We start from the raw sequence: 14560 nt of genomic DNA, 5'->3' as shown, positions 1-14560 counted from the left end.
GACGGCTCGTCGCCGCCGCCCGCGGGGCCGTTCCGCCCGGTCCCGCCATCAGCGGGGCCGGGCCGGGGACTCGCGGGCCCGGCCCCCGACGTCGCGTCTCGCGCGGCTCGGGGGCCGGGACGACGACCGTCAGGACGGGCTGGGACTAGCCACGGCACCGGCGGTGTTAGGGCAGTGGCACCGTGACCCAGTCACCAGGTCTGGCAGACTTGGGGCGGTTGGAGGCTCCGGTTCACGCCGTAGCGGCTGCGACGGCGACCCGGCGGCCATGTGAGAAGAGGGACCATGAAGGCTGACATTCACCCGACGTATCACGAGACCACTGTGGTCTGTACGTGTGGGAACACGTTCACCACGCGTAGCACCAAGGAGAACGGCGCGATCAGCGTCGAGGTGTGCGCGCAGTGCCACCCGTTCTACACCGGCAAGCAGAAGATCCTCGACGTCGGTGGCCGGGTGGAGAAGTTCGAGCGCCGGTTCGGCAAGCGCCAGCCCGGCCAGAAGGTCTCCGGCAACAGTTAAGGCGGGGTGCCGCGGCGCCGCCGGGCTCTGCCGATCCGGCAGGAGCCTTCGGTCGGGCGCCGCGAGCTCTCCCCACCTGGTCCGGAGTCGGTCCACAGTACCGGGGGGTCGACCCCGAACGGGGCCGGCTAGGTGGCTGGGTGACGCTCAGAGCGTCGGGATCGGGCCCGTGAGGCTGACGGGCCGGGGACCGCGGTTGGTGTCGCGGCGATGCGGCGCTCGTCCGGTTTGGACCGGGCGGGCGCCGTTCCTGCTTCATACCGCTGATTTTTTGAAAAGGTTGCTGATGGCCTCCGCGCTGGAGAAGTTGCTCGTCGAGCACGCCGAGATCGAGAAGCGGCTCGCTGACCCCGACGTGCACAACGACGCCGCGGAGGCGCGCACGCTGGGGCGGCGCTATGCGGAGCTCGCGGCCGTCGTCGAGCTCGCGCGTGAGATGGAGCGCACGAACGGCGACCTGGAGACGGCCAGGGAGCTGGCCGCCGAGGACACGTCGTTCCGTTCCGAGGTGGCCGACCTGGAGGCCGCCATCGCCGAGCAGCGCCAGCGGCTGCGGGCCCTGCTCGTGCCCGCCGACCCCGACGACAGCCGGGACGCGATTCTCGAGGTGAAGGCCGGAGCGGGCGGCCAGGAGTCCGCGCTGTTCGCCGGCGACCTGCTGCGGATGTACCTGCGCTACGCGGAGCGGCGCGGCTGGAAGACGGAGATCCTCGACGCCAACCCGAGCGACCTGGGCGGTTACCGCGACGTCAGCGTGGCGGTGAAGTACCGCGGCCAGGTTCCCCCCGGCCAGCCGGGCGTGTACGGCCGGCTGCGCTTCGAGGGCGGCGTGCACCGCGTCCAGCGGGTGCCCGTGACCGAGTCGGCCGGGCGTATCCACACATCCGCCGCGGGCGTGCTGGTCATGCCGGAGGCCGAGGAGGTCGACGTCGACGTCGACCCGAGCGACCTGCGCATCGACGTCTTCCGCTCGTCGGGGCCCGGTGGCCAGAGCGTCAACACCACCGACTCGGCGGTGCGCATCACTCATCTGCCGACCGGGGTCGTCGTCTCCTGCCAGAACGAGAAGAGCCAGCTGCAGAACAAGGAATCGGCGCTGCGGATCCTGCGCGCCCGGCTGCTGACGATAGCGAGGGAAAAGGCCGAGTCGGAGAAGTCCGTGGCGAGGGCCAGCCAGGTCCGCACCCTGGATCGCTCGGACAAGGTGCGGACGTACAACTTCCCGGAAAACCGGATCGCTGACCACCGGGTCGGGTATAAGGCGCACAACCTGGAGCAGGTGCTCGACGGCGAGCTCGACGACGTGCTCGACGCGCTCACCGCGGCGGACCTCGCCACGAGGCTCGCGGAGAATCCCGGCGAGGACGACTGAGTGACCGGCCCTGCGCCCTCCACGCGTTCCGGGGCCGTCGACGTGCCGCTGGCCGCGGAGCTCGCCTCAGCGGCCAGGCGGCTCGCCGACGCGGGCGTCGCGAGCCCGCGGGCCGACGCCGAGCTGCTCGCCGCGCATGTGCTGGGGGTGGCGCGCGGCCGGCTCCCGCTGGTTCGGGAGATCGCTCCGGACACCGCCGAGCGGCTGCGGGGCCTGGTCACGAGCCGGGCGCGGCGCGTGCCGTTGCAGCACCTCACCGGCGAGGCCTACTTCCGTCACCTCGCGCTCGCCGTTGGTCCTGGGGTCTTCGTGCCCCGGCCGGAGACCGAGACGGTCGTCGGCTGGGTGATCGACGTGCTGAAGGGCCAAAGGGCGCGCGAAAATGCTCTTTCTTCGCGCGCCCGGCGGCCGATGTCCCAGGAGCTGAAGACCGGGACGCGGCTCGAGGGCACGTATATGGGCGCGGCCATCCCCCATGGTTCGGGCCACGGGGCCTCCGTCGGCGGTGAGACGCCGTCCGTCTGTGTGGACCTGTGCGCCGGGTCAGGCGCGATCGCGCTCGCGCTCGCCGACGAGGTGCCTGGCACGGAGGTGCACGCGGTCGAGGCCGACCCCGCGGCGCTGCGCTGGCTGAGGCACAACGTCGCCGCGACGGGACTGCCCGTCGAGGTGCACTCCGCGGACGTCACTGGCGCGGGTACCCCCGCCGCGGCGGGGGTACCCGCCCCGGAGGGCTGGGCGGGTGTACCCGTGCTGGCCGCGCTCGCTCGGCTGACCGGGCGGGTGGACGTCGTCGTCTCGAACCCGCCCTACCTGCCGGACGCTGACCGGGCCGTGGTCACTCCCGAGGTGGGTGACCACGACCCGCCCTGGGCCCTGTGGGGCGGCGGGGACGGGCTCGCCGGCCCGCGCGCCGTGGCCGTGGCCGCGGCGGGCCTGCTGCGCCCGGGCGGACTGTTCGCGATGGAGCACGCCGACGGCCAGGGCCCGGTCGTTCGGGAGCTGCTGGCCACGGCCGGTGGGTGGAACGAGATCGTCACGCACCGTGATCTCGTGGGTCGCGACCGTTTCGTCACGGCGCGCCTGCTGGGGTCCCCAGGTCACGCCGAAGGCGCTATCTGGGGAAAGCAGTAAGCGGCGCGATCTCGCGGTTCGGCCGCGGCGGGCCCGGCTGTAGGTTGGTGGCCCAGGGGGCAGGCCAGCCCCGGAACGGGCGGCTCGATGTCTGGGCGCCGTCCAGACAGCCCAGACGGTTGCGCGAGAGAAAGTTCGGCGAGGGGTCATGCGGCTGTTCGACTGCACGGACGAGGCGGCGAGGCAGACCGGCCTGGAGGCGGCGGCGGGGGCGGTCGGCCGGGGCGACCTTGTCGTCCTGCCCACCGACACGGTGTACGGGATCGGCGCGGACGCGTTCGACGCGTCCGCGGTGCGTGCCCTGCTCGCCGCGAAGGGGCGCGGCAGGGACATGCCGGTGCCGGTCCTGATCGGGGCGTGGCGCACGCTGGAAGGTCTGGTCAACAACGTCACCATGCCGGTGCGCGAGCTCACCAGGGCGTTCTGGCCGGGCGGGCTGACCGTGATCGTGCGGCAGGCACCGTCCCTGCGCTGGGATCTCGGGGACAGCCGGGGCACGGTGGCGGTGCGCATGCCTCTTCATCCGGTCGCGATCGACCTTCTCGGCCGGACGGGGCCGATGGCCGTCTCCAGCGCGAACCTGTCCGGCCGGCCGGCCGCGACCACAGCGGAGGAGGCCGTGGCCCAGCTCGGTGAACAGGTGGAGGTCTACCTCGACGCCGGCCCCGCGACGGTGGGCGTCGCGTCCACGATCGTCGACTGCACCACCGAGATCCCCCGGGTGGTCCGGCTGGGCGCGATCGACCTGGCGGCGTTGCGCGCGGTGCTGCCGCTGGTCGAGGCGCCGTCGGGGGTCTCCTCGTGACGGAGGCCCGCCTCGCCGTCGCCGCCGTCCTCGTTGTCTCCGTCGTGCGGGCCGGCCAGGCTGGGGAGGCCGGCACCACCGGTCCACGGATCCCCTGGGACACTTGAGGCGGACCGCCGCTAGGCGCCGTTCGCCCCTGCCTGCGCGACCGAGGCCGGCGGGCGCGGACCGGCGGGAACCCCTCACACTGATCGACGCGGTAATGGGAGGTCGGGGCTGTATGGGATGGCGCCGTGCGTGAGTACGCGCTCGTCTTCGTGGTCGCGGCGGCCGTCACCTACCTGACGACGCCGGTCGCGAGGGCGCTGGCGTTGCGTATCGGCGCCGTCGCCGGGGTACGGGCCCGGGACGTGCACGTGATGCCGACGGCCCGGCTGGGCGGGCTCGCGATGCTGGCGGGCCTCTACGCCGGGCTCGCGGTCGCCGACCGGCTGCCGTTCCTGTCCCAGGTCTCGCGCGACTGGTCCGAACCTCGCGCCGTGCTCATCGCGGCGACGCTGATCTGCCTGCTCGGCGTCGCCGACGACAAGTGGGAGCTGGACTCGCTGACGAAGCTCGCCGGCCAGATGGTGGCCGCGGCCGTGATGGTGCAGCTCGGGGTGCAGTTCTCGTTCGCCATCAACTGGGACAGCGAGACGACGCTCAGTCTCGGCCCGGAGACCGCCGTCCCGATCTCGATCCTCGCCGTCGTCGTCCTCGTCAACGCGCTGAACTTCATCGACGGCCTGGACGGGCTAGCGGCCGGTGTCGCGGCGATCGCCGCCGGGGCGACGTTCTACTACGCCTACTCGCTCGCGGTCCTCAACGGCATCTACCGGGCCACGCCGGCCGCGCTGCTGGCCGCCGTCACGGCTGGCGTCTGCATCGGGTTCCTGCCGCACAATTTCAACCCGGCGAAACTGTTCATGGGCGACTCCGGGTCGATGCTCATCGGTCTGCTGTCGGCCTCGTCGATGATCACGGTGACGGGTCAGGTGGCCTACGGCGGCTACGCCGGCCCGTCCCGCTCGCTGCCGTCGCTGATCCCGCTGGCCATCCCGCTCGCCGTGCTGATGGTGCCCTTCCTCGATCTCGGCCTCGCCGTCGTGCGCCGTACCAGGGCAGGTCGCTCGCCGTTCGCGCCGGACAAGATGCACCTGCACCACCGCATGCTGGAGATCGGCAAGTCGCAGGTCCGGGCGGTGCTGTTCATGTACTTCTGGGCCGCGCTCGTCGGGTTCGGCGGTGTGGCCGCGTCGTTCTCGTCGGCACCGCTGCCCATCCTGCTGGCCACCCTCGGCATAGGTCTGCTCGGCGTGGTGGTGCTGCTCCTGCTCGGCCAACGCACCGCTCGCCGCGCGGCCAGCGCGACGGGCACCTCCACCTGACGCCCGTTCCCTGGTTCCGCGGCCAGCCTGTCCAGGCCAGTGCTGTCTGACCGCGGTGCTGCCGGCCGCCGCCCGCTACCGTGGAAGTGTCCTGTCCGCGTTGGCGGGCGGGCACGGGTGGTCGCGAAGAGGAGCGTGCTGGTGACGGGAAGAGCGGGCGACGTGCTCGCCGACAGCCGCGCGGCGGGAACGAAGCCTCGCGCGGGCGGTGGCCCTCGGCCTCCTCTGACCAGTGCGCCGATCATCCGGCTGGGGCTGGCGGTCAGCGCGGTGATCGCCGTTGTCGCGGTCGCGCTCGGCGCGAGCCTGCGGGGCTGGGCGGGCGTCGCCGCGGCGTTGCTCGGCGTCGGCATCGTCGTGGCCTTCTTCTCGGCGAGCAAGATCGCGGTGGGTTTCGTGGCCCGGCGGGCGCCCTACCTGCTGCTGCCGGCCGCGCTCGGCATCTACGGGTTCAAGATCGTCCTGCTCGGCGTGTTGCTCGTCGTGCTGGACGGGGTCGAGGCGGTGAACCTGCCGACGCTGGCCTGGACGGTGCTCGCCGGCGTGGTCGGCTGGATCGGCGCCGAGCTGTGGGCCGCCACCCACACCCGGGTGCCGTTCTTCGACCCGGCCACGTTCGCCGCCCGCGATCCCAGGGCCGGCGGCTCGGCGGATCGACGCGCCGCCCAGTCCCCGGCGCGTGCCGTGCCGGCGCCGGACTCGCATCGGTGACGGGCGGGCGATGAGGCCGATGAACAAGGACGAAGGCCGTGAGCCCGCCGGCGGCGGCGAGCGTGACCGTCGCGGCGGAAACGCCCGACGGGGTGCTGGCCGCGGGCAGGCGGGGGGCGGAAACCGGCCGCCCAACCGGGAGCACACCCCAGGGGAGGCCTGGAACGCGGTCGGGACGCTCGGCGCCGGCATCGCCTTCTGGGGCCTGGTCGGGTGGGGCATCGACCGGCTGACCGGCCTGCACGACGTGTTCCTGCCGATCGGGATCATCCTGGGCCTCGCCGCCGCCCTCTACCTGGTGATCTACCAGGCACTGCACCGTTAGTGATCCTGGGGACAACGGCCGCCGGGCGTGCGAAGGAAGATCATTTTCGCACGCCCTTTGGCCCTCTAGCACTCCGCGCCCGACCCCGCGCTGGTCCGGGCTGGCCGAGAAGGTCCGGGGCCGGGGCCGCTCCTGGTCGCGGGGCGGGATCCAGGGCTGGGGCGCGGTGTTCGGTGGCGGTGCGTAGCCGGGGGTGTGCGCCGGTCCGACGCTCAGCGCGTTCGCGCGATCCGCCTGCTGTCCGAAATGTCGCTCCGCGTGTCCACGCGCCCCCGTAACGCCAAGGGGGGCACAACAGACCGAAACGCGGCGGCAACGTGTAGATGAACCCGACGCGGGGCGGATCGCAGCGCGTGCCGCGATGGCGGAGGTGTGGATAGTATTCGCGGTACCGGGCGCCGACACCGTCGGCCCCGCCGGAGGCGGGTCTGTCGCTGGGCCGCGCGCCTGGCCGAGGACATGCGATCATGCGTTTCGCGCATGTCCGTGGGTCACGGGCATCGTTAGTCTCTAAGCTCGGGCGACGCTCACGATGCGTACAACTCGGGCGGCTGGGCCTGGGGTGCCGGTAGGGTGGGGTCCCCTCCGCCGTGGGGCGGGCCTCGTTCGCCCGGTGACACTGCGTTGAAATTTGGATCATGGAGGTGTGTTGCGTGGCCGTCCTCGCCGCTAGTGACGAGGGCTTCGAAGGCCCCACGACCGCGGTCTTCAACCCGCCGCACTGGTTTGACGTGGACCTGGGTCCCTTCAACTTCTACCTGAACAAGGCCACCGCGCTGGTGATCTTCTCGGCGCTGTTCGTCGGGGTCATGTTCTGGCTCGCGTACCGTCGCGCCTCGATCGTCCCCCGTGGGCTGCAGAACTTCGCCGAGTCGATTTACGACTTCATCGACAGCCAGATCTCGCGCGAGATCATCGGGAAGACCGGGCCACGGTACACCCCCTACCTGATGGTGCTGTTCTGCTTCGTCGCGGTCTGCAACCTGCTCGCCATCATCCCGGTGGCCCAGTTCCCGGCCACCTCGCGCATCGCTATCCCGATGGTGCTGGCGATCATCACCTGGGTGCTCTTCAACTTGGTCGGCATCAGGGCCAACGGCGCGGGCGCGTACTTCAAGGAGATGGTCGACCCGGCGCCGCAGGCGATGCTGCCGATCCGGCTCATCCTCGCGCCGATCGAGGTCCTGTCCACGCTGATCGTGCGGCCCTTCACGCTGGCGGTCCGGCTCTTCGCGAACATGTTCGCCGGCCACATGCTGCTCCTCATCTTCAGCCTCGGCGCGGAGTACATGATCCAGCGGCCGCCGTACGTGTTCGGCGCCTTCTCGTTCCTGATGACGGTCATCATGACCGGGTTCGAGCTGGTCATCGACCTGCTGCAGGCCTACATCATCACCGTGCTCACCGCCGCGTACATCGGCGGCGCGCTGGCCGCCCACGGCGGCGGCCACGACGACCCGCACGCGGAGCACGGCACCGAAGCGCCCGAGCCCGAGTCCGCGCCCGTCGCGGCCGTCGCGGCGCACTCCTGATTTTTCGGACACCCCGACCCGCACCGGTGAGTCCCGGTGCCCGACAGGATAAGGAACACCTCACATGGCTTCACCCGTCGTTCTGGCGGCCACCGACGCTGTCAGCGGTAACCTCGGTGCCGTCGCCTACGGTCTCGCCGCCATCGGCCCGGGGATCGGCATCGGTCTCATCTTCGGTCTGGGCGTGCAGGCCATCGCCCGGCAGCCGGAGGCCGAGCAGGTCGCCTTCCGGTACATGCTCATCGGATTCGCCCTGGTCGAGGCGCTCGCCCTGATCGGTTTCGTCGTTCCGTTCGTCTTCAAGTAATCCGAGGACGAGCGTGAGCGTCACGTCGACAATCCTGCTCGCCGCCACCACCACTGATCACTCGGACGAAAACGTCCTGGTTCCGCCGGTGGGCGAGCTCATCATCGGTATTGTTTCGTTCGGGCTGCTCGTCGCCTTCTTCTTCTGGAAGGTCAAGCCCCAGATCCAGACGTTCTACGCGGCTCGGACCGAGCGCATCGAGGGTGGCCTGGCTCGCGCCGAGGCCGCCCAGGCGGAGGCGCAGGCGCTGCTGGAGCAGTACCGCGCGCAGCTCGCCGAGGCACGTGCCGAGGCGTCGCGAATCCGCGACGAGGCGGCCGTGCAGGGTCGTCAGATCGTGGCGGACCTGCGGGCCCAGGCCGACCGAGAGGTCGCCGAGATCCGTGCCCGTGGCGAGACACAGCTCGCCGCGGAGCGGTCGCAGATCGTCAACTCGCTGCGCGCCGAGCTGGGTGGGGTGGCTCTCGAGCTCGCTACCAAGATCGTCGGGCATGAGCTGGCCCAGCCCGAGGAGCACGGCCGCCTGATCGACGACTTCATCGCGGCGCTCGACGCCTCCGGTGACGCGGCCGCGCCCGCGCCCGCCGGGTCGGGAGGCTGACGGTGGAGGGACCCAGCCGGGCGGCTCTCGTCGCGGCGCGGGCCACCCTTGACCAGATCACCGCGGTCCCGCCGGGTGGCGTGGCCGCGGCCGGTCAGGCGAGGCGGCCGGATGCGGGGCGGATCGGGGCCGACCTGCGCGCCGTCGCCGACCTGCTCGGCGCGGACCTGACCCTGCGGCGCGCGTTCGCTGACCCGAGCGTGGCCCCCGGCGCCCGCGAGACCCTCGCCGACCGGCTGTTCGCTGCCCGGCTCGGCGAGGACTCGCTCGCGGTCGTCAAGTCGGCCGTCGCGCGCCGCTGGACGCGTCCCCTCGACCTGCGGCTCGGCCTGATCGAGCTGTCCGTGGAGGCGCTGCTCGTCGACGCCGAGACCGCGGGCGCGCTGGACGAGGTCGAGGACGAGCTGTTCAGGTTCGGCCGGATCCTCGATCGCAACCCGCAGCTCTCGCTCGCGCTCACCGACCCGGCCGCGCCGGCCCCGGCCAAGGAGGCGCTCGTCGAGCGCCTGCTGACCGGCAGGGCGCACCCGGTCACGGTGCGGCTGGCCAAGCAGGCCGTGGCCGACCGGGAGTTCGGCGACCTTTCCCGGCGGCTCGAGCAGTTCAGCCGGATCGCCGCCGCGCGGCGGGACCGTGTGGTCGCCGTCGTGCGCACCGCCGTGTCGCTCGACGGTGACCAGCTGACCCGGCTGCGCACGGCGCTGTCCCGGTACTTCGGCCGCGAGATCCAGGTGCAGACCGACCTCGACCCCTCCGTGCTCGGCGGCGTCGTCGTGCGGGTCGGCGACGAGGTCGTGGACGGGTCCGTGCTGCGCCGGCTCGCCGCCGCCCGCCAGGCCCTGGCGCGGTAGCGCCGGTGAGCATGACGACCCAGGTACGCGGCCACGCCGCCGGCGGTCACCGCCGGCGGCGCGGCTTCGCGTCCCTCGCCTGCTCCGAACTGATGGTTCCGGTCCCGACAAAGGCCGGCTCTGTACCTGCCGTCCTCTTCGAGGCCGGCTCTGTACCCGCCGTCCTCTTCGAGGCCGGACATACCCATGCTGGGCAGCCGATTCCCGTGCCCGCGATGAAGGACCGAAGCGATGACTGAGCTGACCATCCGGCCGGAGGAGATTCGCGACGCCCTCCGGGACTACGTCGAATCGTTCCAGGCCACCTCCGCCGACCGGGAGGAGGTGGGCCGCGTCATCCTGACCGGTGACGGGATCGCCCGGGTCGAGGGCCTCCCGCACACCATGACCAACGAGCTGCTGGAGTTCTCCGGCGGCGTGCTCGGTCTCGCGCTGAACCTCGAGGTCGGCGAGATCGGCTGCGTCATCCTTGGCGAGGCGTCACACATCGAGGAGGGCCAGGAGGTCCGCCGGACCGGGCGCATCCTGTCGGCCCCGGTCGGTGACGGCTTCCTGGGCCGGGTCGTCGACCCACTGGGCCGGCCGATCGACGGCCTCGGCCCGATCGACACCGACGGCGAGCGCGCCCTCGAGCTGCAGGCGCCGACCGTGGTGCAGCGCCAGCCGGTGAAGGAGCCGCTGCAGACCGGCATCAAGGCCATCGACGCGATGACCGCGATCGGCCGGGGCCAGCGGCAGCTGATCATCGGTGACCGGCAGACGGGCAAGACGACCGTCGCCATCGACGCGATCATCAACCAGCGCGCGAACTGGGAGAGCGGCGACCCGAAGAAGCAGGTCAAGTGCGTCTACGTCGCCATCGGCCAGAAGAAGTCGACCATCCGTGAGGTCGTCAACACGCTGGAAGAGGCCGGCGCGCTGGCGTACACCACGATCGTCGCGGCCCCCGCGGACGAGCCGGCCGGCTTCAAGTACATCGCCCCGTACACCGGCTCGGCCATCGGCCAGCACTGGATGTACAACGGCCAGCACGCCCTGATCGTTTTCGACGACCTGTCGAAGCAGGCCGAGGCCTACCGCGCGATCTCGCTGCTGCTGCGCCGCCCGCCGGGCCGCGAGGCCTACCCGGGCGACGTCTTCTACTTGCACTCCCGGCTGCTCGAGCGCTGCGCGAAGCTGTCCGACGAGCTGGGTGGCGGCTCGATGACCGGCCTGCCGATCATCGAGACCAAGGGCAACGACATCTCGGCCTACATCCCGACGAACGTCATCTCCATCACCGACGGCCAGATCTTCCTGGAGTCGGACCTGTTCAACCAGGGTGTCCGGCCGGCCATCAACGTCGGTACCTCGGTCTCCCGCGTCGGCGGATCGGCGCAGGTCAAGGCGATGAAGTCCGTCGCCGGCCGGCTGCGCCTCGACCTCGCCCAGTACCGCGAGCTGGAGTCGTTCGCGTCCTTCGGCTCGGACCTGGACAAGGCCTCGCGTGACCAGCTCGCCCGCGGCGCGCGGCTCGTCGAGCTGCTCAAGCAGCCGCAGAACCAGCCGTTCGCGGTCGACCGCCAGGTCGTCTCGATCTGGGCCGGCACCACCGGCCAGCTCGACGACATTCCGGTCCCGGAGATCCGCCGGTTCGAGAACGAGTTCCTCGACTTCGTCGCCCGGTCGTTCCCCGGCATCTACGAGGTCATCCTGGCTACCGGCAAGCTCGACGGCTCGACCGTGGCGGACCTGGAGAAGGCGATCGGCGCGTTCAAGGCGCAGTTCACGCTCTCCTCCGGCCAGCCGCTGCTCAACGAGGCGGCTCTCGAGGCGCTGGAGCCGGAGGAGATCGAGCAGGAGGCGATTCGGGTGCACCGCCCGAAGCCGGTCGAGAAGGCCTGATCCCGTGGCTGGCCAACTTCGCGAGTACCGGCGGCGCACCCGCACGGTCCAGTCGACGAAGAAGATCACTCGGGCGATGGAGCTCATCGCGGCGTCCCGGATCGCCAAGGCCCGTGCGCGGGTCGCGGCGTCCCGCCCGTACGCGGCCGAGATCACCCGGGTGATCAGCGCGGTGGCGTCGCAGTCGACCGTCCACCACCCGCTCACCACCGAGCGGTCCGGGGTCACCCGGGCCGCGGTGGTCGTCGTGACCTCCGACCGCGGCCTCGCCGGCGGCTACAGCGCCAACGCGCTGCGTCAGGCGGGTGAGCTCATGGAGCTGCTCGCCGACGAGGGCAAGTCCGTGGCCCTGTACGCGGTCGGCCGCAAGGCCGTCACGTACTACCGGTTCCGCGGCCGGGAGCTCGCGGGCGAGTTCACCGGGTTCACCGAGCAGCCGTCGTACGCGGACGCGAAGGCGATCGCGGACGAGCTGCTGGGGGCGTTCACCCTCGACGAGGCCGACGGCGGCGTGGGCGAGATCCACATCGTCTACACCGAGTACGTCAGCGCGATGACGCAGACGCCGGAGGCGCATCGGCTGCTGCCGATGGTGCTGGAGGAGACGACCGAGGCGCCCGTGGGCGGTGCGCTGCCGGTGTACGAGTTCGAGCCGTCGGCGGAGGGGGTGCTCGACGCGCTGCTGCCCCGCTACGTCGAGAGCCGTCTCTACGTCGCCCTGCTGGAGGCGGCCGCCTCCGAGTCGGCCTCCCGGCAGCGGGCGATGAAGTCGGCGACCGACAACGCCGAGGAGCTCATCCGCACCTACACCCGGCTGGCCAACCGCGCCCGCCAGGAGGCGATCACCCAGGAGATCTCGGAGATCGTCGGCGGCGCGAACGCGCTGGCGGACGCCGGGTAGCGAGCGGCGCGGGTAGTAGGCGGCACCTGCCCTTTGGCGGGTTGGGTGCCGGGATCGAATTCGTAAGGCATGGTAGGTGGGGACAACTGCCACAGCGTGGTCAAAGGTTAGTGATCGGACCGTCTGTCAGTCAGTTTCGGCGGGCGGTCCGGTCGGTCGGACCCGCGACGACGCACCCGACGGAGGCCCCGGAACTCGGCCCGTCGGACGCCGCTGAGGTGGCCTGAAAGACGTGGTACCACCCGAAAGGCCAAGCACCACCGCGATACCGCAGCACCGCTCGACAGACGCGATACCGCAGCACCGCTCAACAGAAGAGACTGCCTGACGCCGTGGGTGGCCGAAGGTGCCAAACCAGCCCCTTAGGGATCCCATCGGCAGCACGTGGGCCTCCGGGGGCGCCGAGAAGTCGCAGTACGCGCCCCCTTCGGCGCTCTAGTGAAGATCGAGGACGCCATGACCGTCACCACCAGCACGACGGGGATCGGCCGGGTCGCCCGAGTCATCGGCCCGGTTGTCGACGTCGAGTTCGCTCCGGAGGAGCTCCCGGAGATCTACCACGCGCTGCACGTCGAGCGCACCCTCGGCGAGGAGACCGCCACCCTGACTCTCGAGGTCGCCCAGCACATCGGTGACAACACCGTCCGGGCGATCTCGATGCAGCAGACCGACGGCCTGATCCGCGGCGCCCCGGTCAAGAGCACCGGCGCGCCGATCTCGGTGCCGGTCGGCGACGCCACCAAGGGGCACGTGTTCAACGTGCTCGGTCAGCCACTCGACGTCGAGTCCGTCGACGCCGAGACCTATATGCCGATCCACGCCACCGCCCCGGCGTTCGACCAGCTCGAGTCCAAGACCGAGATGTTCGAGACCGGCATCAAGGTCATCGACCTGCTCGCCCCGTACGTGCGTGGCGGCAAGATCGGCCTGTTCGGCGGTGCCGGCGTCGGCAAGACCGTCATCATCCAGGAGATGATCCGCCGGGTCGCCAAGGAGTTCGGTGGCGTCTCCGTGTTCGCCGGCGTCGGCGAGCGCACCCGCGAGGGCAACGACCTCTTCCTGGAGATGACCGAGGCCGAGGTCATCCAGGACACCGCGCTGGTCTTCGGCCAGATGGACGAGCCGCCGGGCACCCGGCTGCGGGTCGCGCTGGCCGCCCTGACCATGGCCGAGTACTTCCGGGACGTCCAGAAGCAGGACGTGCTGCTGTTCATCGACAACATCTTCCGGTTCACCCAGGCCGGCTCCGAGGTGTCCACGCTGCTCGGCCGTATGCCGTCGGCCGTGGGTTACCAGCCGACGCTGGCCGACGAGATGGGCGTCCTGCAGGAGCGGATCACCTCGACCCGAGGCCACTCCATCACGTCGCTGCAGGCCATCTACGTGCCCGCCGACGACCTGACCGACCCTGCGCCGGCGACCACGTTCACCCACCTCGACGCCCAGACCGTGCTCGACCGGTCGATCTCCGACCTCGGCATCTACCCGGCGGTGAGCCCGCTGGAGTCGACGTCCCGGATCCTGGACGCCCGGTATGTCGGCCAGGAGCACTACGACACCGCCCGCGAGGTGCAGCGGATCCTGCAGCGCTACAAGGACCTGCAGGACATCATTGCCATCCTCGGCATCGACGAGCTCTCCGAGGAGGACAAGGTCCTCGTCCGGCGGGCCCGGCGCATCCAGCGGTTCCTGTCGCAGCCGTTCTTCGTCGCCGAGCAGTTCACCGGCATTCCCGGCAAGTTCGTCCCGGTCGCCGAGACGATCGACTCGTTCAAGCGGATGACCCTGGGCGAGTTCGACCACCTGCCGGAGCAGGCCTTCTTCATGTGCGGCGGCATCGAGGACGCGCAGAAGAACGCGGAGAACCTGTAGTGGCGGCGATGCGGGTCGCGATCGTCTCCCCGGAGGAGGAGGTCTGGTCCGGCGAGGCGAACTTCGTCCTCGCCACGACCACCGACGGCGACCTCGGCGTCTGGCCGCGGCACGTCCCGCTGCTGGGCGTGCTCAAGGACGGCGGCGACGTCAAGGTCGAGACCGACGGCGGCGACTTCCTCTACACCGTCGGCGGCGGGTTCATCTCCGTCACCAAGGACGGCGTCAGTATCCTCGCCGAAACCGCGGCCCTGAAGGCCTGATGGCCGCTGGCCAGGTCCTACGCTGAACTCCACGGCGGGGCGCGTTCACCACGAACGCGCCCCGCCGCTGTTGTTCCCCGACTTGTCAACGAGAGCGTGCGCGGTGTGGCGCG

General features: G+C 71.1%; 16 protein-coding genes. All 16 read left to right on the top strand.

Annotated features, from left to right (window positions below; all coding sequences use genetic code 11):
- The first annotated feature begins 285 nt into the window (after nucleotides 1-285).
- The 16 genes from rpmE (at nucleotide 286) to QOZ89_RS37490 (ending at nucleotide 14447) form a co-directional block, all read left to right on the top strand.
- On the top strand, nucleotides 286-522 hold the full coding sequence (gene rpmE, locus QOZ89_RS37565) for a 50S ribosomal protein L31 (RefSeq protein ID WP_071050095.1): 237 nt from the start codon (nucleotides 286-288) through the stop codon (nucleotides 520-522).
- A gap of 286 nt (nucleotides 523-808) precedes the next feature.
- Nucleotides 809-1894: a peptide chain release factor 1 gene (prfA, locus tag QOZ89_RS37560; protein ID WP_071050096.1), complete on the top strand. Its 1086-nt coding sequence runs from the start codon at nucleotides 809-811 to the stop codon at nucleotides 1892-1894.
- The gene (locus QOZ89_RS37555) at nucleotides 1895-3028 is read left to right on the top strand and encodes a N5-glutamine methyltransferase family protein (RefSeq protein WP_312628729.1); all 1134 of its coding nucleotides are present in this window, start codon (nucleotides 1895-1897) and stop codon (nucleotides 3026-3028) included. It begins immediately after the preceding gene.
- A 148-nt stretch (nucleotides 3029-3176) separates the two neighbouring features.
- Nucleotides 3177-3833 (top strand): L-threonylcarbamoyladenylate synthase, encoded by a 657-nt coding sequence (locus tag QOZ89_RS37550; RefSeq protein WP_071050098.1) that lies wholly within the window; start codon nucleotides 3177-3179, stop codon nucleotides 3831-3833.
- Between the two features lie 233 nt (nucleotides 3834-4066).
- Nucleotides 4067-5200, top strand: coding sequence for an MraY family glycosyltransferase (locus QOZ89_RS37545; RefSeq protein WP_071050099.1), 1134 nt, complete (start codon nucleotides 4067-4069; stop codon nucleotides 5198-5200).
- Between the two features lie 141 nt (nucleotides 5201-5341).
- Nucleotides 5342-5911, top strand: coding sequence for a Cg1360 family ATP-synthase-associated protein (locus QOZ89_RS37540; RefSeq protein ID WP_241841889.1), 570 nt, complete (start codon nucleotides 5342-5344; stop codon nucleotides 5909-5911).
- 19 nt (nucleotides 5912-5930) lie between these two features.
- On the top strand, nucleotides 5931-6236 hold the full coding sequence (locus tag QOZ89_RS37535; protein WP_071050100.1) for an AtpZ/AtpI family protein: 306 nt from the start codon (nucleotides 5931-5933) through the stop codon (nucleotides 6234-6236).
- A gap of 638 nt (nucleotides 6237-6874) precedes the next feature.
- Nucleotides 6875-7768 (top strand): F0F1 ATP synthase subunit A, encoded by an 894-nt coding sequence (atpB, locus tag QOZ89_RS37530; RefSeq protein WP_071050101.1) that lies wholly within the window; start codon nucleotides 6875-6877, stop codon nucleotides 7766-7768.
- A gap of 64 nt (nucleotides 7769-7832) precedes the next feature.
- Nucleotides 7833-8075, top strand: coding sequence for an ATP synthase subunit c family protein (locus QOZ89_RS37525; RefSeq protein WP_007514724.1), 243 nt, complete (start codon nucleotides 7833-7835; stop codon nucleotides 8073-8075).
- A gap of 13 nt (nucleotides 8076-8088) precedes the next feature.
- Nucleotides 8089-8676 carry a F0F1 ATP synthase subunit B gene (locus QOZ89_RS37520; RefSeq protein ID WP_071050102.1) on the top strand — a complete coding sequence of 196 codons (588 nt, stop codon included), beginning with the start codon at nucleotides 8089-8091 and terminating at the stop codon, nucleotides 8674-8676.
- A 2-nt stretch (nucleotides 8677-8678) separates the two neighbouring features.
- The gene (locus QOZ89_RS37515; RefSeq protein WP_071050103.1) at nucleotides 8679-9527 is read left to right on the top strand and encodes a F0F1 ATP synthase subunit delta; all 849 of its coding nucleotides are present in this window, start codon (nucleotides 8679-8681) and stop codon (nucleotides 9525-9527) included.
- A 5-nt stretch (nucleotides 9528-9532) separates the two neighbouring features.
- Nucleotides 9533-9766, top strand: coding sequence for a hypothetical protein (locus QOZ89_RS37510; RefSeq protein ID WP_071050104.1), 234 nt, complete (start codon nucleotides 9533-9535; stop codon nucleotides 9764-9766).
- Entirely contained in the window at nucleotides 9759-11411 is a 1653-nt protein-coding gene (gene atpA, locus QOZ89_RS37505; RefSeq protein ID WP_071050105.1) for a F0F1 ATP synthase subunit alpha, read from the top strand. Before QOZ89_RS37510 ends, atpA begins: the two co-directional genes overlap by 8 nt.
- Before the next feature lie 4 nt (nucleotides 11412-11415).
- A complete protein-coding gene (locus QOZ89_RS37500) occupies nucleotides 11416-12312 on the top strand; it encodes a F0F1 ATP synthase subunit gamma (protein ID WP_312628712.1) in 897 nt (298 codons plus the stop codon).
- 456 nt (nucleotides 12313-12768) lie between these two features.
- Nucleotides 12769-14184: a F0F1 ATP synthase subunit beta gene (gene atpD / locus QOZ89_RS37495; protein WP_071050111.1), complete on the top strand. Its 1416-nt coding sequence runs from the start codon at nucleotides 12769-12771 to the stop codon at nucleotides 14182-14184.
- 8 nt (nucleotides 14185-14192) lie between these two features.
- Nucleotides 14193-14447 carry a F0F1 ATP synthase subunit epsilon gene (locus tag QOZ89_RS37490; RefSeq protein ID WP_071050112.1) on the top strand — a complete coding sequence of 85 codons (255 nt, stop codon included), beginning with the start codon at nucleotides 14193-14195 and terminating at the stop codon, nucleotides 14445-14447.
- Nucleotides 14448-14560: the final 113 nt, after the last annotated feature.

Source organism: Pseudofrankia coriaricola (assembly GCF_032027725.1).
Lineage (GTDB): Bacteria > Actinomycetota > Actinomycetes > Frankiales > Frankiaceae > Pseudofrankia.
Note: the sequence above shows the minus strand (reverse complement) of the source record. Positions and strands in the feature narration are given on the sequence as shown.